This window comes from Bacteroidales bacterium, assembly GCA_022647615.1.
Classification (GTDB): domain Bacteria; phylum Bacteroidota; class Bacteroidia; order Bacteroidales; family UBA932; genus Egerieousia.
Genome location: JALCKZ010000001.1, coordinates 818475 through 838057 on the forward strand (window position 1 = coordinate 818475; position 19583 = coordinate 838057).

Here is a 19583-nt window from a genome sequence, read left to right on the forward strand (position 1 = left end):
TATAGTTAGAAGTTATGATATTAGGATGGTTTGGACAGTTATTTATGAATCAGGGAGTTGCACATGCCGTGATAATTCTCTCTATTGTAATAACTCTTGGCGTTTTACTTGGAAAAGTTAAAGTTGGGGGAATTTCCCTTGGAGTAACATGGGTGCTTTTCATTGGAATTATTGTCTCCCATTTTGGGATGAGAATAGAGCCCGTTACCTTGGGATTTGTTAAAGATTTTGGACTGATACTTTTTGTCTATTCCGTAGGTCTTTCCGTAGGGCCCAACTTTGTATCATCATTTAAAAAAGGAGGTCTTGCTCTTAACGGGTGGGCAACTCTAATTGTATTGCTGGGTTGTGTCTGTGCTTATGCAATTCACAGAATAACAGGCACTTCTCTTATTACAATGACCGGCGTTCTTTATGGTGCGGTTACAAATACCCCCGGACTTGGTGCGGCTCAGCAAACAGTTGCTGATGCGACGGGAGCCGCTGACCCTTCTCTTGCAATAGGATATGCAATGGCTTATCCTCTTGGAGTGCTTGGAATTATATTTTCCATGCTGATACTTAAGTCTATTTTCAAAGTAAAAATTGAGAAAGAAACGGAAAAACTTGATTCCGGCTCTTCCGTAAAAGATTCCGCTCCGCGCATTATAACTGTTGAGATATCAGACAGTGCCGTAAATGGAAACATTGTTAACGGGAAAACAGTAGCGCAATTACATGCCGTTAATAAAAAGCATTTTGTTATCACAAGATTATGCAGACCAAATGGTACTGTTGTCCTGGCAGCTCCTTCTACCGTACTTAATGCCGGAGACAGGATGCTGATAGTTGCTGCAGATTCTGAAATTGATGAGATTGCAACCTCTATGGGCAAAATTGTGAACATGGATATCAAAGAGTGGGAAAGTTTAGATAAAACTCTAATATCCAAGAGAATATTAATCACAAAAGCTTCCATTAACGGCAAGACTATTAGCCAATTAGATTTGAGGACAGCTTATGGCGTTAATGTCATAAGAATTCTCCGTTCAGGCGTTGATATTGTTGCAACCTCCAACATTGCGCTCCAAGTTGGTGACACATTAGTAGCTGTCGGGAGCGAGAGCGGAATTAAGCAGATGGGCGAACTGATGGGCAACTCAATAAAGAGACTTTGGCAGCCAAATGTTGCAGCTATCTTTTTGGGAATTGCGCTTGGAGTTTTGCTTGGAAGTCTTCCATTTAAATTCCCGGGAATGCCTCAGCCTGTGAAACTTGGACTTGCCGGCGGTCCGCTTATTATTGCAATTTTAATAGGTCATTTTAGCAATAGAATTCATTTTCCTACTTACACAACTGAGAGTGCAAACTTGATGTTAAGAGAGATTGGCATTTGTCTTTTCCTTGCAGCCGTTGGACTTGGTGCTGGAGAGAAATTTATAGATACGCTAGTAAATCATCAGGGGTATATGCTTATAGGCTACGGAGTTATAATAACTTTAGTTCCGCTGTTGCTTGTAGGAATTCTTGCCCGGCTTGTTACAAAGACAAATTACCTGACTCTAATTGGTATGATTGCCGGAAGTACCACGGACCCTCCTGCGCTTGCATTCTCCGGTGAGATTGCCGGAAATAGTTATCCTGCAGTAGGTTATGCAACCGTATATCCGCTGACAATGTTCTTGCGGGTTCTCACCGCACAGATTTTGATATTCATTGCCTTATAGGTGATGGCCATATAAGTAGCTGATACACAATAAAAAATAGAGGGAGGGGTCTTAAATCAAAGGCCCCTCCCTCTTTAATTATTGATTTATTTTATTCCAAAGACTTTATAGATTTTGCAATAATCTTTACAGCTTGTTTAATCTGAGCCTCAGTTATTACCAACGGAGGTGCAAATCTAATAATGTGTCTGTGAGTAGGTTTTGCAAGAAGACCATTCTTCATCATCTCCAGGCAAACATCCCATGCCTCTTTACCGTTGTGAGGTTTTATAACTACGGCATTCAAAAGACCGCGGCCTCTGACCTCTGCAATGTAAGGGGAATGAATCTTGGTAATTTCTGCGCGGAAAACCTTTCCAAGCTTTTCAGCTTTCTCTGTCAGATGTTCATCTTTAACAAATTTCAAAGCTTCAACAGCAACGCGGGCTGCAAGAGTGAAGCCTCCAAACGTTGAGCCGTGCTCGCCGGGAGCAATGTTCAACATGATATCATCATCTGCAAGGCAAGCAGATACAGGAAGTACGCCGCCGCCAAGAGCTTTGCCAAGAATAACAATATCCGGACGAATCTTATCCCACTGGCTGCAAAGCATTCTGCCTGTTCTTGCGATACCGGTCTGAACCTCATCTGCAATCAAAAGAACATTATGTTTATGGCAAAGGTCATAGCATTTCTTTAGATATCCGTCATCCGGAACCATTATGCCCGCCTCTCCCTGAATGGGTTCTACTATGAATGCGCAAGTCTCTTTTCCATATTTATCAAGAGCCTTCTCCAAAGCCTTTGTATCATTGTAAGGTATCTGTACAAATCCTGGGGTAAGAGGACCATAATTTGCAAATGATGATGGATCATTGCTCATGGTTATCACGGTAATTGTACGTCCGTGGAAGTTGCCTTCGCAGCAAATGATTTTGATTTTATTATTTGGAATACCCTTCTTTACGTTGCCCCATCTTCTTGCAAGCTTAAGAGCGGTTTCAACTCCCTCTGCACCGGAGTTCATAGGAAGCATCCTGTCATATCCAAAGAATTCATGTATGTATTTCTCATACTCGCAAAGAGATGTATTGTAGAATGCTCTGGAAGTCAAGCACAATTTGTGAGCCTGGTCGCACAAAGCCTTTACAATTTTAGGATTGCAATGTCCCTGGTTAATAGCAGAATAAGAAGAAAGAAAATCAAAATATTTTTTTCCGTTGACATCCCATACGAATGGCCCTTTGCCTCTTTCTAGAACAACGGGAAGCGGATGATAATTTTTAGCACCGTATTTGGACTCCATGTCCATATAGTGTTTTTCTTTTGCTGTGAATTTCATAATTATGTTTTTTAAGTAGTTCCTTTTTAATTGCTTACAAATTTATAAAAAAAAACGTGAAGTAGTAAAATAATGGAAAACTATAAAAGCAGTCAGTTAAAATTTACTTACTTTGTAGTATTCTTTAAAATGATTTTTTATGCAGACAACAAATAAAGTATTGATGGTAAGGCCGGTACGTTTTGCCTTTAATGAGCAGACAGCGGCAAACAATGCGTTTCAGCAAAACACAACCGCAGATGAAGAGGCTGCTCAAAAAGTTCAGCGACAGGCTCTTAAAGAGTTTGACGCGTATGTCAAGCTGCTGCAGGATTCAGGCGTTGAAGTGATGGTAGCAGAGGATACCCCTCAGCCGTTTACTCCAGATTCCATCTTCCCAAACAATTGTTTTTCCGTGCATTGCTGTGACGGGTCTGTTAATGCATGCTGTGACGGAAAAAATCCTTCCGGAGCTTGCTGTGCAAGCACATCGGCGGAAAGTACGCTTGTACTTTATCCTATGTTTGCCCCCAACCGCAGAGAAGAGAGAAAAAAATTAATGGATAAGCTGTCGGGACTAAAATGTGACAAAGTTGTGGACCTTACGGGATTTGAGAAGCAGAATAAATTTTTGGAGGGGACCGGTTCTATGGTTCTTGATAGAGAGCATAAGCTGGCGTTTTGCTGCAAGTCCCCGCGTACCAATGAAGATGTTTTGGAGAAATTTGCGGAGAAGCTGGACTATGATTATTTCTTGTTTGATGCTGCAGATGAGAACGGTACGCCAATATATCATACTAATGTAATGATGAGCATTGGTTCCCGCTTTGCAATTGTTTGTCTAGATTCAATCACGGATTTATCTGAACGTGAAAGACTTATAGAACTGCTGGAGGAGAACGGCAAAGAGATTGTGGAAATATCCTTTGAGCAGATGGGGCAGTTTGCCGGCAATATGCTGGAGCTGCATTCAGGCAAGGCAGCTGATAAGGCTCACGACAGTTCTTGCAAAAAACTTCTTGTAATGTCCGCAACCGCAAAAGGGTCGCTGACTCCCGAACAGATTAAAAAGCTGGAGGAAGATGTCACAATTGTGGCACCTGACATTAATACCATCGAGACGGCCGGCGGCGGCAGCGCCCGCTGCATGCTTGCGGAAAATTTTGCATAACACAAAACTATTGTTATCTTTGCAACCCGCTTTTAAGGGCGGGAAATTACATAAAGTAAAGATTAACAATAATTTATGCCAACAATTCAACAGTTAGTAAGGAATGGGCGCAAGAGAATCGTAACCAAATCTAAATCTCGCGCGCTTGATTCTAGTCCTCAAAAACGTGGAGTTTGCGTGCGTGTTTACACCACAACTCCTAAGAAGCCCAACTCTGCAATGAGAAAAGTTGCACGTGTAAGGCTGACAAATCAAAAAGAGGTGAATGCTTACATCCCGGGAGAGGGTCACAACTTGCAGGAACACAGTATTGTTCTTGTTAGAGGAGGCCGTGTAAAGGATCTTCCCGGAGTACGTTATCACATTCTTAGAGGGGCATTGGACACTGCAGGCGTAGATGGACGTAAACAAGGACGTTCACTGTACGGAGCAAAGAGACCAAAGGCCGCTAAAGCTAAGAAGTAAGTCATTAATGTTTTAAAATTTCAAAGAAATGAGAAAAACAAAGCCTAAAAAGAGGATTCTACTTCCTGATCCAAAATTTCACGACGCCCTGGTAACCAGGTTCGTGAACAATCTTATGTTGCAGGGGAAGAAGAGTATCGCTTACGCTATTTTTTACGATTCAATGGACATGATCGGCGAGAAGATGAAAGATTCTGGCAAGGCTCCAGTAGAGATTTGGAAGAAAGCATTGGAAAATGTAACTCCCCAAATTGAGGTTAAAAGCCGCAGAGTTGGAGGAGCTAACTTTCAAGTACCTACCGAGGTGCGTCCGGAGAGAAAGATTTCTATCAGTATGAAGAACTTGATTCTTTTTGCTAGAAAGAGACCGGGCCACTCAATGGCTGAAAAATTAGCGGCGGAGATAATGGCAGCATATAACAATGAAGGCGGTGCCTTCAAGAAGAAAGAGGACATGCACAAGATGGCAGAGGCCAACAAGGCATTCGCTCACTTCCGTTTTTAGTTCTTAGGAGAGTTTAGTTAAATGGCAAGAGATTTAAAATACACCAGAAACATCGGCATCATGGCGCACATAGATGCCGGAAAAACAACTACTTCTGAGAGAATACTGTATTATACGGGCAAGACTCACAAGATCGGTGAGGTTCATGATGGAGCAGCCACAATGGACTGGATGGTAGAGGAGCAGGAGCGCGGTATTACTATCACTTCTGCAGCTACTACGGCATTCTGGCACTACAACGGAGAACATTTTCAGATTAACTTGATTGATACCCCGGGGCACGTAGATTTTACCGCAGAGGTAGAGCGTTCTTTGCGTGTTCTAGACGGGACGGTTGCAACTTTCTGCGCAGTTGGAAGAGTTCAGCCTCAGTCAGAAACAGTTTGGAGACAAGCAGATAAGTATGGTGTTCCAAAGATTGCTTATGTAAATAAGATGGACCGTGTTGGTGCAGACTTTTTTGCAGTAGTAGAGGACATCAAGAAGAAGCTTGGAGCTAAGCCGGTTCCTATTTGCATCCCGATAGGTGCAGAGGATAAATTTGAAGGTATAGTAGATATCCTTAAGATGAAGGCAATTTACTATGATTCAGAGGGTAAGGAACTTGTTAATTATGAAGAGAAAGATATTCCTGCAAACTTGGTAGAAGAGGCAAAGAAGTGGAGGGCCGCTATGATTGAGTCCGCCGCTGAATTTGACGACGCCTTAATGCAGAAGTATTTTGACAATCCGGAAACTATTACAGATGAAGAAGTTATAGCAGCAATAAGAAAAGGTACCATTAGCATGGACATTGTTCCAATGTGCTGCGGTTCTTCATTTAAAAATAAGGGCGTGCAGTTCTTGCTGGACGCTGTCGTGAGATATCTGCCAAGTCCTTTGGATAGAGGCAATGTCACCGGAACAAATCCAAAGACAGAGGAAGAAGTTGAGAGAAAACCTTCAGCTTCAGAGCCTTTCTGCGCACTTGTTTTCAAAATCGCGACAGATCCTTTTGTAGGAAGATTAGCATATTTGAGAGCTTATTCAGGCAAACTGGATTCAGGCTCTTACGTTCTTAATACCAGAAGCGATAAGAAAGAGAGAGTTGCAAGATTGTACCAGATGCACTCCAACAAACAGAATCCTATAGATTTTGTTGAGGCCGGAGATATCTGTGCTGCAGTCGGTTTCAAAGATTTGAGAACAGGAGATACCATCTGTGATGAGAATCATCCTATAGTTCTTGAGTCTATGAAGTTCCCGACTCCTGTTATCGGACTTGCCGTAGAGCCTAAGACTCAGGCAGATTTGGACAAACTTGGAATCGCTCTTGGCAAGCTTGCAGAGGAAGACCCTACATTTACCGTTAAGTCTGATACAGATACAGGTCAGACTATTATCAGCGGAATGGGAGAGCTTCATCTGGAGATTTTGATTGACAGATTAAAGAGAGAGTTTGGCGTAGAAATTAACCAGGGCGCTCCTCAAGTTAACTACAAAGAGGCATTGCGTCAGACCGTTCAGCACAGAGAGCTGTTTAAGAAACAGACTGGCGGCCGTGGTAAATTTGCGGATATCATCTTTGAAATGGGACCTGCGGACGAGGGAGTTACAGGACTACAATTTGTAGATGAGGTTAAAGGAGGAAACATTCCAAGAGAATATATTCCTGCAGTAGAAAAGGGCTTCAAGGCGGCAATGCAAAATGGTGTTCTTGCCGGCTATGAAGTTACATCTATGAAGGTTGTTCTTAAAGATGGTTCATTCCACCCCGTAGATTCCGATCAGCTTTCATTTGAAATCTGCGCAAGACAAGCATTCCGCAAGGCAGCAGCTAAGGCAGCTCCTGTAATTATGGAACCCGTTATGGCTCTGGAGGTTGTAACACCTGAGGAGTATATGGGAGATGTAATCGGAGACCTTAACAAACGTCGCGGACAGATTACTAACATGGACTCCAGGGGAGGAGCAAGAATCATCAAGGCGATGGTTCCGCTTTCCGAGCAGTTTGGTTATGTAACTGTCTTAAGAACATTGTCTTCCGGACGTGCAACTAGTACGATGGAATTTTCACATTATGCGGAACTTCCTGCTAATCTTGCAAAAGAGATTATTGAGAAGTCTGGCAATAAGCCAATTGCAGAAGAGGAATAATTAAAAAATTAATAAATAAAATGAGCCAAAAAATAAGAATTAAGCTTAAGTCTTTTGATCATGCGCTGGTAGATAAATCTGCCGCCAAGATTGTAGAGACAGTAAAGGCTACAGGCGCAATCGTCAGCGGTCCAATCCCGATGCCGGTTGACAAGAAGATTTTTACCGTAAACCGCTCAACCTTTGTTAACAAAAAGGCACGTGAGCAGTTTGAGCTAAACTCTTTCTGCCGTCTGCTGGATATTTACAGCTCTTCATCCAAGACAGTTGATGCTCTTATGAAGCTGGAACTTCCAAGCGGCGTAGAAGTTGAGATAAAAGTCTGATGAACAACACATACGGTGATGATGATTATTTTCCGGTGGCAAAGTGTCCCCGATAAAGTAAACCATCTTAGCCGTTGGACATGGACTCATAGCTCAGTTGGTTAGCAGCACCTGACTCATAATCAGGGGGTCGTAGGTTCAAGTCCTACTGGGTCCACAGAAAAAGCCTGAATTTTTTCAGGCTTTTTTTGTGGACCCAAGGGCTGAGTTTACGCGGCCTTTTCCACATCTTTTTCGTAACTTTGCGACCTATGAAAAAATCAATTATGATACTTGCAGCTTTGCTGTTTGCGCCTGGTTTGGTGATGGCGCAGGATGCTGCTGAGTATATAAACAACAAGGTGAATAATTTTAAAAACATCCAAAACAGCGTAGATCAAATCAGAGTGCAGGCAAGGATTCCTTTGATTGAGTACAAGTACGTTGAGTACAACGCTTCCTCAGAACCTAAGTTAGAGAGGACAGGAATGTTTGGTTACGTCAGTGCAAACAAGCCGGGCGGCAAGACGCCTGTTTTTCAGGCTGCATCTTTGAGCAAAGTGATTTTTGCATACGTTGTGCTGAGGATGTATGACCGCGGGGAGATTGACCTGGACAAGCCGCTGTACAACTATACGGACATAGACCGTTTCATAGACAAGGATAAGGCTAAAAGGCTGACAGCCAGATTGGTGCTGATGCATCGCACCGGACTGGAGGAATGGGCGGCATCTCCATCTTCTGATGAATGGCCCGCAAGCAAAATCCATTTTATTTTCCCTGTGGATTCTATTTTTGATTATTCCGGAGAAGGTTACGCTTTTCTGCAAAGAGCTGTCGAGAAAATAAAAGGCAAGTCAATACAGGAAATTGCAAAAGAGGAAGTGTTTGATAAATATGATATGCCAAACAGTTCTTACGAATGGATGCCGCAGTTTGATACTATGGCAGTTGCGTCATTTAACAGGGAGGGGGAAAACCGCGGGGTCAGGAGATTTCCAAGGCAGAATGTTGCATACACTTTGCTGACAAATGCGCATGATTATTCAAATTTCCTGAAAGTTTTGTTGAATGGAACCGGCTTAAAAAGAAAGACTTACAAGATGATGATTACTCCTTGCAGCGGACTTGCAACTCAGTATCCTCCTAAAATCAGGGAGATAGACAAGAAGGGAACAATTGCCTGGGGCCTGGGCATTGGCACTGAGAAGACAAAGAATCACGGTACAATTCTTTGGCATTGGGGCGATAACGGAAATTCAAAGGCGCTGTTCATCATAATTCCAAATGAGAGAAAAACGTTTGTGTATTTTGCAAACAGTGCGTGCGGACATGATATTGTAAATCAGATGACTAAACTATTCTTTAATGACACGTTTGATATAGAGCGCTGGATTAATGAAGAATAAATAATAATCGCGATAGGTAATGAAAGAAGAGGTTAGAAAGACAGGTTTTTTTTACAGAATTATTAAGTGGATTATTAGTTTTACTTTTAACAATTTGATGTTCAAACATGTGTATTACATGAACACCAAAAATGTTCCTCCGGATGGAACGCCGCTTGTCATAGTTGAGAATCATCAGAATTGTCTTATTGATGCAATTGCGGTGTTGTTGTCAAATTCAAATTCAAACAGAAAAATTCATTTTATAGCACGCGCTGATATTTTTAGCGTTAGCGGCATCCTTACAAAGTTTATGCGCTATCTGGGTGTTATGCCGGCGTATAGAGCTAATTTTGAGGGAATTGAAGCTGTCGGGAAGAATGAGAAAACTTTTGCTGAAAGTGAAGAACTGGTTGCTGGCGGAGAGGCTGTGATGCTTTTTCCGGAGGCCGGACATCAGAACAAACGCTGGCTTGGAGATTTCACAAGCGGCTATACAACTCTGGCTTTCAATGCCGCAAAAAAATCTGATTTTCTGGAAGAAGTCTTTATTCTTCCATGCGCAAATCACTACTCAAGATATTATCCCATACAGGGAGATATGCTAATTAAATACGGCAAGCCAATCTCTCTTAAACCTTATTATGAACTCTACAAAAGCCAGCCAAGAACGGCGCAAAGAGAAGTGAATGAGCTTGTTAGAGCACAGATAAAAGAGATGATGCTCAACATTGAAGATTTGGATAATTATGATGCGATAGATTTTTTGCGTACAAATTTTGGGGCAAATTATGCGCATCAAAATAATTTGGATTATAAGGAGCTGCCGGAACAGCTGATTGCCGATAAGCAGATGGTGGAGGCAATTGGAAATCTACCAGCTGTCGGGATAAAAAATAAAATATTTGATGAGGCGCAGGAGCTTAAAAAAGGATTGGAGGAGAATGAGATTTCTTTTAAGACTTTAACTAATGTGCCTTTGGAAAATGGGAAGAAGATTTTTGGAATGGATGCTGTAAAGTGCAGGATGATTGTGCGTTGCGTTTGCCTGGTTTTGCTGCTGCCGCTTTGGATTTTCTCTTTGTGGCCTGCCTATTTCATTTATGTTATTCCGCAGCCGTTTGCAAAGAGGATGAATGATCCAATGCTGCGTGGGTCCTTTTTGCTGGGGTTCAGCGCAATTATTACAATCCCCCTTTTCTATCTGATATCTTTTTTGCTGGCATGTAAAATTTTTACGGTGTTGATGGGAGTGATTTATGTCTGCCTTCTGCCGCTTTTGTCACTTTTTGCGTGGTACTATTGTTCATACAGTTTTGGTCTAAAAGAGGAATATCGCTTTTATAAAAATAGAAAAAGTGCTAAATTGCGCGCCTTGAAAGATTTGAGGGATAGATTGGAGGATGAGTTGTGGAGTGCGTTAAAGTAAAATCGGACGCGTTAAAATGAAAAGAAGAGTTGTAATAACCGGAATGGGAATTTATTCCTGCCTTGGCAAGACGCTGGAGGAGGTGAGAGATTCTTTATATAGCGGGAAATCGGGGATTGTTTTTGACCCGGTCCGCAAAGAGATGGGATTTGTTTCCGCCCTTACCGGAAAGCTGGAAATTCCTAATCTTAAGGGAGTTCTAAGCCGCAACCAAAGAGTTTATATGCCGGAGGAGGCGCTTTATGCTTATTGTGCTACCGCTGATGCTCTTAAGGCTGCAAAGATTGAGCAAGATTATCTGGATACGCATGAGGTAGGTCTTATGTATGGAAATGATTCTAGCGCGGAGCCTGTAATTAGGAGCGTAGATACCATGCGGGAACACAAGGATACATCAATGATAGGGAGCGGCGGAATTTTTAAATCCATGAACTCTACCGTCACAATGAATCTTTCCTGCATTTTTAAGCTTAAGGGAATGAATCTTACGGTTTCCGGAGCTTGCGCAAGCGGCTCACATGCAATAGGTTTAGGAGCTTTGCTTATAGGAGACGGGTTGCAGGATATGGTTGTTTGCGGAGGTGCGCAGGAGGTTAATCCCTATTCTGTCTGCAGTTTTGACGGCATTGGAGCGTTTTCAAAAAGGGAGAGTGAGCCGGAGAAAGCTAGCCGTCCTTTTGATAAAAATCGCGACGGATTAATTCCTTCCGGAGGTGCGGCAACTGTAATTCTGGAGGATTATGAGAGTGCCGTAAAGCGCGGAGCGCCAATCATTGCGGAGGTTTTAGGATATGGCTTTTCCTCAAACGGAGACCATATTTCCGTCCCTAACGTAGATGGCCCGGCGCGTTCTTTGGAGATGGCTATTCGCCGCGCGGGTATTCAGAAAAATGAAATAGGCTACATAAACGCTCACGCCACAAGTACACCTGTCGGTGACCAAAATGAAGCCAAGGCAATTTATAAGGTATTTGGAGACCACATGCCGCCTGTAACTTCCACAAAATCACAGACAGGGCATGAAATGTGGATGGCAGGAGCAAGCGAGGTGATTTACTCAATGTTGATGATGCAGAATGATTTTATCGGGGCGAATGTTAATTTTGAAACTCCGGATGAGGATTCTGCAAAATTGAATATTCCGGCAAAGAGATTGGATGCTCATTTTAATATTTTCCTTTCCAACTCTTTTGGATTCGGCGGCACAAATTCTACGCTTGTGGTAAAGAACCTGCAGAATGGCGGCAAATAATAAGTAATTAAAAATTAGATAGATAGTTCTAAAAATAAAAGGTATGACAACAGCAGAGATTGAAGCAAAAGCAAAAAAAGTTCTGGCAGAAGAATTTGAAGTAGAAGAAGATGTAATTACTCCTGATGCAGACATCAAGAAAACCCTAAACCTGGACAGCCTTAGTCTTGTGGATCTTGTTGCTTTAATGGAAGAGACCTTCGGAGTTAAAATCAAGGGGACGGAAATAGTTAAAATTAAGACATTTACAGAGTTATATAATTTTATACTTGCAAGGATAGAGAGCAAGTAATTGCTTTTCCCAAATGACAAAATTTATACTGGCCGCTTTCCGCTTCTTTAAGGAGCATAAGGCGGCTTTTTACATAGTACTGATTTCCAGCTTTATCCTCTTTGCATTTTTTGGAGCAAAAATGCATTATGAAGAGGATATTTCCAAGTTGCTTCCATCTGCGGGGAACAATAACGGAGCCCGCTATGCATTTGATAAATTAAGGGTCAAGGATAAGATTTTTCTAGAATTTGTTCCGCGCGGCACGCAAATTTCAAATTCCGGCAGTACTAAGGAAAATGCAGGGGCAGAGGGAGTTACACCAGACAGCCTGATTTTATGCGCTGATACTTTTTGCGATTCTCTTATTGCTCATAATGGCGGTGAGATAGAGAATGTACTTTGGAAAATTGATGACACTTTGGTTCAAAATGCCGTCTCTTTCATCTTTGAAAATGCCCCCGTTTTTTTGCCTGCGGACTTCTATCCGCGCTTTGACAGGATGCTGCAACCGGCTGTGCTGGATTCACTTATGGCGGCCAACACGGAGCTTCTGTCCTCTCCCGAGGGGAGCGCATATTATGATATCATAAGAGAGGATCCTCTTGCTTTGCGCAATCTTTTCTCTGCCAAAAGCGCATCGTCCGGCAGCGTTTCAAATGGCAGCGCCCCTGCTGCAGGCAATTCCGGTAACCCGCTTAAAGATTCTGATTATAAAATAATTAGCAATCACTTTTTTTCTCCCGACAGTACAATGGCCCTTGCGTTTTTGTCCCCGTCATTTAAATCATTTGACAGCAAAAGCGGAACCCGGCTGGTGAATAATTTGCAAAAAGAGATTGCCTCTTTTGAGGCGGCCAACCCCGGAGTTGAGGTTTTATTTTATGGCTCTCCGGTGCAGAGCGTTTTTAATTCCAAAAGGATAAAGAAAGATTTGACAATCACGGTAAGTATTTCATTGTTACTTATTTGCTTAATCATAGGTTTTTCATTCCGGAAGACCATAGGAGGATTTAAAGTTCTTGTTTTGCTTTTATTGCCGCTTATTTACGGGATAGTGTTTGCCCTTGCGATGATGTATTTTATCCAAGGTTCCATGTCATTTATCTCTTTGGGCATAGGCTCTTTGGTAATTGGAGTTGCGCTTAGTTATTGTCTCCACGTGATAACTCATTACTCTTATCTTTATGACCCGGAGAGGGTAATAAAAGAGCAAACCAAACCTGTGATGCTGGGGTGTATCACAACCATTGGAGCTCTTATGGGACTGATGTTTACGCGGTCGTCCCTGTTAAGAGATTTTGGCCTGTTTGCCTCATTGGTAATGCTTGGTACAACCCTTTCCGCTTTGCTTTTCTTGCCGCAGTTTTTTAAAACAAAGGCTCCAAAAACCATGAACGGAGAGGGCAACAACAACAACGATAATGATAAGCGATAATGATAATGACAACGGGGAGCTTGTAAGTTCTGATAATAAGGCATTTAGAGTAATTGAAAGAATTACGTCTTATCCTTATCATAAAAAATCCTGGCTGATTGCTTTAGTACTTCTGGTATTTTCCGCCTCTCTTATAATTACGGGGGGGAAGGCAAAATTTGATACGGACATAACTCATCTTGGATATTATGAACCTAAGGTTGTACGAGCCAATAATCTTTATACAGAGAAAGTTATGCACGGACTGACTCAGAAATATTATGCGGTCTTTGCCAGGTCGCTGGACTCTGCGCTCAGGTACAATCAGAAAATTGGATACATCTGTCGGGATTTAAAACAGAGAGGGGAGATTGCAAAATACTCCAACTCTTCCGCGCTGCTTTTGCCTGAAGATGAGCAAAATGCGCGTATAAATTTTTGGAATAATTATTGGACTCCCGATAGAAAGCAAGAGGTTAAAAGTCTTATTATAAAGGCAGGGGAGAGGGCAGGATTTGAGGCGGATATGTTTTCTCCGTTTTATGAAATGGTGGAAAAACAATATAAGCCCGTGAGTCTATATGATTCCAATGTGCTGCCAAATAGCTTGATGTCCAATATGATAGAACATACAGGAGACACCTGGCTTGTATTTACTGCCGTTAAGGCTCCGGCGGAGAATTTTAAAAAAATCTCAAAGTTTATAGCGCGCGGAGGAGTTTACGGAAAACCTGAATCAGTTTCATCGGGGAACGCGGCTGCCGCGGAAAACGAGCTGGCAAAGCATACGCTGGTTGTGGATCCGTTCTTCTATACATCTGATATGGTGAGTATTATGAGCCATGATTTTAATCTTGTGCTTATGATTTCCTCTATTTTTGTTCTAATAGTTTTGCTGCTTTCTATGCGGAATGTTGTTTATGCGCTAATAGCTTTTCTTCCAATGGGAATGAGCTGGTATATTGTGCTTGGAGCAATGGCAGCTGCGGGAGTGGAATTTAATCTCATAAATATTATAATCTCCACTTTCATCTTTGGAATGGGAGTTGATTACAGCATATTTGTGATGGATGGATTAACGCATGAAAATAGAGTGAGCGGGAGGGATATGTCCGGAGCATCCGGCAAGGAACTGCTTGTATATCACAAGAGTGCAATTTTCTTCTCTGCGTGCATATTAATTATTGCGGTGGTTTCATTGATGTTTGCGGTTCACCCCGCAATTTCATCAATAGGGTTTTCTACCCTTGTGGGAATGATTTCTACCATTATGATTACTTTTGTTTTGCAGCCATGGCTTTTTGAGGCTTATGAAAAAGTCAGGGCAAAGGTGAAAAAGTAGTTGAAAAGGAATAGATATGTCTTCTAAAAGCTTTGATACTCTAATAATTGGAAGCGGACTTGGCGGTCTGGAATGTGCTTATATTCTTGCAAAGCATGGGAGAAGGGTTTGCGTGGTTGAGAAGAATCATTCCATTGGCGGGTGTTTGCAAAGCTTTAAACGCGGTGATAATGAATATGATACCGGCTTTCACTATGTAGGAGGTTTGGGCAAGGGACAAATCCTGCATAATATTTTTTCTTATTTCAAGCTGATGGATTTGCCTTGGCATCAACTGGATACCGACGGATACAATGAGGTAATTTTAGGAGAAAAATCTTATCTTTTTGCTAACGGATATGAGAATTTCGCCCGTAAACTTTCTGAATATTTCCCTGAAGATGAGGCTGCTCTTAACAGATATGTTTTCTTCTTAAGGTCTGTAGGAAAGGAAATTACAGGCCCACTTATGGCGCATGAAGAAGATATTGCCTTCCGCACAAAACTGTTTTCAGATTCTGCATATTGTTTTTTGCGTGAGACCATAAAGAATACAGAATTGCTAAATGTCTTGAGCGGGGATTCTTTAAAGCTGGAGCTTCACAGGGAGACATTGCCGCTCTATTTATTTGCTCAGATAAACAGTTCTTTTGTGCAGAGTGCTTGGAGATTATGCGGAAGAGGTTCTATGATAGCAGACTCTCTTTCAAATGGAATAAAAAAGATGGGCGGAGAAATAATGACAGATTCTGCTGTCAGCCAGCTTATTGAAAAAGAGGGGAAAATAACGGAGGCTGAGGATTATTAACAACAGCGGAGAGAGTGTGAGAATTTCTGCGGATAATTTTATCTCTGATGTTCACCCCGGGATTACCCTTAATCTTATTAAAGAGACTCATCTTGTACGTCCGGTGTTCCGTCATAGAATTAATAATCTTGGAGAGACCTACGGAATGTTTACCGTAAATATTGCTCTAAAGCCCGGCCGTGTACAGTACAGAAACAGAAACGTTTACTATTATTCTCCGGAGGTGGGTTCACCTTGGGAGATTTCAGATATGCTGGGGGATGGCAAGGTGCATGGCGTGCTGATAAGTTATCAGGTCCCTGCCAATGGTGAATTTGCTCAGATAATAGATTTGCTTGCTCCGATGAGTTTTTCTGAAGTTGAAAAATGGAAGGATACCTCTGTCGGAAAGAGAGGAGAGGATTATAAAGAGTTTAAGAGGAAAAAGGCTGAGGAATGTATTGCTTTGGCAGAGAGATGCATACCTGGGCTAAGAGATTCCATCGGGAGTATATGTACAAGCTCCCCGCTTACTTATATGAACTATACCGGAACGGTTAATGGCGCTGCATACGGCATTAGAAAAGATTGCAATAATCTGCTGTGTACGCTTTTGGCGCCTAAAACTCCAATTCCGAATTTGTATTTTACCGGGCAAAATTTAAATTTGCACGGAATCCTTGGTGTCTCAATTACCTCATTTTTAACTTGTTCTGCGGTTATTGGGCTTAAGGAAGCAACTGCAGGATTGGACTTGAATCTGGAGATGTGATGTGCCGGCAAATTTTTGGAGTAATAATTGCAGTATCAGCAGGGGCAAAATATAGGATTAACAGATATAAATTGAGAAGAAATGACTACTTATAATAAGGTATCTAAAGTTATTTTTGCGGCGTTATTTTTTGTTTTCTCTTTTTCAGCGGTGCTTGCACAAAATGCAGAACAACAGAGAATTATAAAAAAGATAGCGGATGCTAATGCAAAATACGGAACAGTGGAATGCGGATTTGTGCAGGTTAAGCATATGATGGGGGTGAAAAGTGATTTAAATTCCTCCGGCACTCTATATTTTAAGCGCTCATCTGGGCAGCTTAATATGAAATATGACAAGCCGGCGGGTAATCAGCTCCTTGTGAACGGGGATAAATTGGTTCTTGCAAAAGGCTCAAAGAAAACTGCTTACAGTACAAAAACAGATGCGCGCATGAGGAACCTTAAGAATACGTTGGTCACTGCAATTTCCGGTGATGTAAACGGTGCGGCAAAAGAGAATAATGCATCTATCACTTATGGAGATTCTGACAAATATTATACGTTTGAATTGAATAAAGGGAAGGGAGCAAAGAACGGGGTTGTGGCTTTAATCCTGTATTACAGCAAGAAAGACTGCTCTTTATGCCTTATGAAGATGGAAGAGGGAAACGGAAATTATACGCTTTATAAAACCCCGGCGAAGGAGTTTAATAAAGTTCTTCCTGCCGGAATTTTTGAATAGATAAATGTTATTAAACGATATAACTATCGGGATAAAAAAGAAGAAAATAGTGCTGGCTCTTTGTCTAATTGCCAGTATAATTATCTCATTGCCAAGTTTTTCTTTTGCCCAGGTGACAAAAGTCAAGGGCAGGGTTACAGATGCTAAAACCGGCGAGCCTATCCCTTTTGCGAGTGTCTTTTTTAAGAATACCACAATTGGAGTCTCCACAGATTTGGATGGTTATTATACTATGGAAACGCGCAAACCCACCGACGGTATTTTGTGCGCCATGATTATTGGCTATGATCAGCAGGAATTTCCAATTGTTAAGGGAGGTTTTAAGGAGGTTAATTTTGCTCTTAATGAGCAGATTACAAATCTTAATGCTATTGTTGTGAAACCGGATGACCACTATGTCCGCTCCATCCTTCAGAGGATAGACGACAACAAATACAGAAATGATCCGGAGCAGAGAGAGCGTTATGACTGTGGTATTTACAGCAAAATGGAGCTTGATTTGACAAACGCTGATGAGCAGATTAAGAGCAAGTTGCTGCGTAAAAATTTTGGATTTGTTTTTAATTACATGGATACTTCTGTAATTTCCGGACAGCCGTATTTGCCCGTAATGATTTCTGAGGCAAATTCTCATTTTTATCATCAGAAGAATCCCGTTGTAAACAAGGAAGTTATAAAGGCTAGCAAAATCTCAGGTATCAAAGATGAATACACTTTGGCGCAGTTTACCGGAAATATGAACGTCAAGACAAATTTTTATGATAATTATATAAATATTTTTGGAGTGCAGCTTCCGTCTCCAATTTCTTCAGTTGGAAACGTGTATTATAATTACTACTTGATTGACAGCACAAAAATTGGAGGTAGAAAGACTTACAAAATAAGATACCATCCGTCAAAGCTGGTTTCATCTCCTGTGTTTGACGGAGAGATGTCAATTGATGCTCAAGACTTTGCGTTAAAGGATATTCACGCAAAATTAAAGAAGGGTTCTAATGTTAACTGGATTAGAGACCTTGTAATTGATGTTGAGAATGAGAGAGTTGCCGGCGGCAATGCCGGCGGGGGAAAATCTGTCGGGAGCTTGACGGACTCTGTGTGGTTTTTTAAGCAGGATAAAGTGTATGCAGATTTCTCCGTTACGCTAAGAGATTCCTCCAAGATGATTTCTTTTTTGGGTCGCCGACAGGTTGATTATCTGCATCCGCGTTTTGACACGCAATTGCCTGATAGTGTGGCTAAAATAAATACCAGCGTTATTGTCAACGGAAATGTTTTAAATAATGATGAGTCTTATTGGGACAAAGTGAGACCTTATGCGCTGACCACAAAAGAGAGCAATATTTATAAAATGGTGGATTCCATTAAAAATGTTCCGCTGTACAGAAATATTTATACCGTTATTAATACCATATTCAACGGCTATTACGATACTAAATACGTGGGGTTTGGCCCTTACTTTAAAATATTCAGCTTCAATAATTTGGAGGGGGCGCGCTTTCAGATGGGAGCAAGGACAAATGACAATTTCAGCAAGAAGTGGAGGTTCATGCTTTATGGTGCATACGGAACAAAAGACCAGAACTTTAAGGGGGGCGGTACTGTAGAATATATGTTTAGCAATCAGCCAACTAAAAAAATCACGTTGAGCTTTAAGCATGATGCTCTGCAGCTTGGAAAAGGAATAGATGCCTTTACGGAGGGCAATATACTTTCTTCTGTGCTTGCAAAAGGTAATAGTCAGAAACTCAGTCCGGTAAACGATTTCTCTTTACAATATCTGCATGAGTGGAGAACGGGTTTTGATAATACTTTTGCAATAGAGAGCAGGAGAATTTACTCCAACAAATATGTTCCTATGTTTGCTCCTGATAGTACGCACATTTCATCAGTTGCAGCAAATCAATTCCATTACACGGCGCGTTTCTCTTGGAATGAGACAGTTACGCGCGGCGTGTTTGACAAACAATACATGTTTACAAAATTCCCTGTTATCACGATTGATTTGATTGCTGCCGTTAAAGGTCTGAGCAACAATAGTTACAGCTATTTCAGAACAGAGGGAAAAGTTGAGTATAATTTGCAGCTGCCTCCTGTCGGAGTTTCAAATATCCAGTTATCCGGCGGAAGAATAATAGGCAAAGTGCCTTATCCGCTGCTTAAATTGCATGAGGGCAACGGTACGTATTTCCATGATGCAACTGCGTTTACATGCATGGACTTTTATGAATTTGCATCTGACACTTGGGTAACTTTATTTTATGAGCATAACTTCAAAGGATTTTTCCTGGGTAAAATTCCGTTGCTAAAAAGATTGCAGTGGCGTGAAATATTTACATACAAGGCCGCTTATGGAACTTTGTCAAAACGCAACAATGGCAGTACCTCTGACGGTAACGGAGCGGCATCACAAGCAGAAATTTTGTTCCCGGAAAAAATGTCCTCTCTTAGCAGACCGTACATGGAGGCCGGAGTTGGTATATCTAACATTTTCAGAATGTTCCGCGTAGATGCAACATGGCGTTTAACACACCGCTATCACACAATTGGCGGAGTGAGCAAACCGGTACACAATCGTTTTGCATTAACATTTGGAATAGAGCTTAGGTTCTAATTTGAGCTGTTGATTTTAGCT

At 41.6% G+C, this 19583-nt stretch carries 17 protein-coding genes and 1 tRNA gene; 17 read left to right on the forward strand and 1 reads right to left on the reverse strand.

What is annotated here, in order from left to right:
* Positions 1–14 precede the first annotated feature (14 nt).
* Complete coding sequence (locus LKM37_03510; GenBank protein ID MCI1720075.1) at positions 15–1706, forward strand: putative transporter; 1692 nt, start codon at positions 15–17, stop codon at positions 1704–1706.
* A 91-nt stretch (positions 1707–1797) separates the two neighbouring features.
* Here LKM37_03510 and rocD read toward each other — a convergent pair whose 3' ends face one another.
* Entirely contained in the window at positions 1798–3027 is a 1230-nt protein-coding gene (gene rocD, locus LKM37_03515; protein MCI1720076.1) for an ornithine--oxo-acid transaminase, read from the reverse strand.
* A 139-nt stretch (positions 3028–3166) separates the two neighbouring features.
* On the opposite strand from rocD, the gene LKM37_03520 reads away from it, so the two are divergent.
* The 16 genes from LKM37_03520 to LKM37_03595 all read left to right on the forward strand — a co-directional run bounded on the left by LKM37_03520 (position 3167) and on the right by LKM37_03595 (position 19562).
* Entirely contained in the window at positions 3167–4177 is a 1011-nt protein-coding gene (locus LKM37_03520; protein ID MCI1720077.1) for an arginine deiminase-related protein, read from the forward strand.
* 75 nt (positions 4178–4252) lie between these two features.
* Complete coding sequence (gene rpsL / locus LKM37_03525; protein ID MCI1720078.1) at positions 4253–4642, forward strand: 30S ribosomal protein S12; 390 nt, start codon at positions 4253–4255, stop codon at positions 4640–4642.
* Positions 4643–4670: 28 nt separating this feature from the next.
* Complete coding sequence (gene rpsG / locus LKM37_03530; GenBank protein ID MCI1720079.1) at positions 4671–5147, forward strand: 30S ribosomal protein S7; 477 nt, start codon at positions 4671–4673, stop codon at positions 5145–5147.
* Between the two features lie 21 nt (positions 5148–5168).
* Entirely contained in the window at positions 5169–7283 is a 2115-nt protein-coding gene (gene fusA / locus LKM37_03535; GenBank protein MCI1720080.1) for an elongation factor G, read from the forward strand.
* Positions 7284–7303: 20 nt separating this feature from the next.
* Positions 7304–7609, forward strand: coding sequence for a 30S ribosomal protein S10 (gene rpsJ, locus LKM37_03540; protein MCI1720081.1), 306 nt, complete (start codon positions 7304–7306; stop codon positions 7607–7609).
* Positions 7610–7691: 82 nt separating this feature from the next.
* Positions 7692–7766: transfer RNA gene (locus tag LKM37_03545), tRNA-Ile, on the forward strand.
* A gap of 94 nt (positions 7767–7860) precedes the next feature.
* Positions 7861–8997: a beta-lactamase family protein gene (locus LKM37_03550; GenBank protein ID MCI1720082.1), complete on the forward strand. Its 1137-nt coding sequence runs from the start codon at positions 7861–7863 to the stop codon at positions 8995–8997.
* Between the two features lie 19 nt (positions 8998–9016).
* Entirely contained in the window at positions 9017–10405 is a 1389-nt protein-coding gene (locus LKM37_03555) for a 1-acyl-sn-glycerol-3-phosphate acyltransferase (protein ID MCI1720083.1), read from the forward strand.
* A gap of 16 nt (positions 10406–10421) precedes the next feature.
* Complete coding sequence (locus tag LKM37_03560) at positions 10422–11657, forward strand: beta-ketoacyl-[acyl-carrier-protein] synthase family protein (protein ID MCI1720084.1); 1236 nt, start codon at positions 10422–10424, stop codon at positions 11655–11657.
* A gap of 43 nt (positions 11658–11700) precedes the next feature.
* Positions 11701–11949: an acyl carrier protein gene (locus LKM37_03565; protein MCI1720085.1), complete on the forward strand. Its 249-nt coding sequence runs from the start codon at positions 11701–11703 to the stop codon at positions 11947–11949.
* Between the two features lie 13 nt (positions 11950–11962).
* Positions 11963–13366 (forward strand): MMPL family transporter, encoded by a 1404-nt coding sequence (locus LKM37_03570; protein ID MCI1720086.1) that lies wholly within the window; start codon positions 11963–11965, stop codon positions 13364–13366.
* Entirely contained in the window at positions 13353–14687 is a 1335-nt protein-coding gene (locus LKM37_03575; protein ID MCI1720087.1) for an MMPL family transporter, read from the forward strand. The genes LKM37_03570 and LKM37_03575 overlap by 14 nt, the downstream gene beginning before the upstream one ends.
* Positions 14688–14703: 16 nt before the next feature.
* Positions 14704–15474 carry an NAD(P)-binding protein gene (locus LKM37_03580; protein ID MCI1720088.1) on the forward strand — a complete coding sequence of 257 codons (771 nt, stop codon included), beginning with the start codon at positions 14704–14706 and terminating at the stop codon, positions 15472–15474.
* Between the two features lie 16 nt (positions 15475–15490).
* A complete protein-coding gene (locus LKM37_03585; GenBank protein ID MCI1720089.1) occupies positions 15491–16225 on the forward strand; it encodes a hypothetical protein in 735 nt (244 codons plus the stop codon).
* An 81-nt stretch (positions 16226–16306) separates the two neighbouring features.
* Positions 16307–16948, forward strand: a complete 642-nt coding sequence (locus tag LKM37_03590; protein ID MCI1720090.1) for an outer membrane lipoprotein carrier protein LolA — start codon at positions 16307–16309, stop codon at positions 16946–16948.
* Between the two features lie 4 nt (positions 16949–16952).
* Complete coding sequence (locus LKM37_03595) at positions 16953–19562, forward strand: DUF5686 and carboxypeptidase regulatory-like domain-containing protein (protein ID MCI1720091.1); 2610 nt, start codon at positions 16953–16955, stop codon at positions 19560–19562.
* Positions 19563–19583 lie beyond the last annotated feature (21 nt).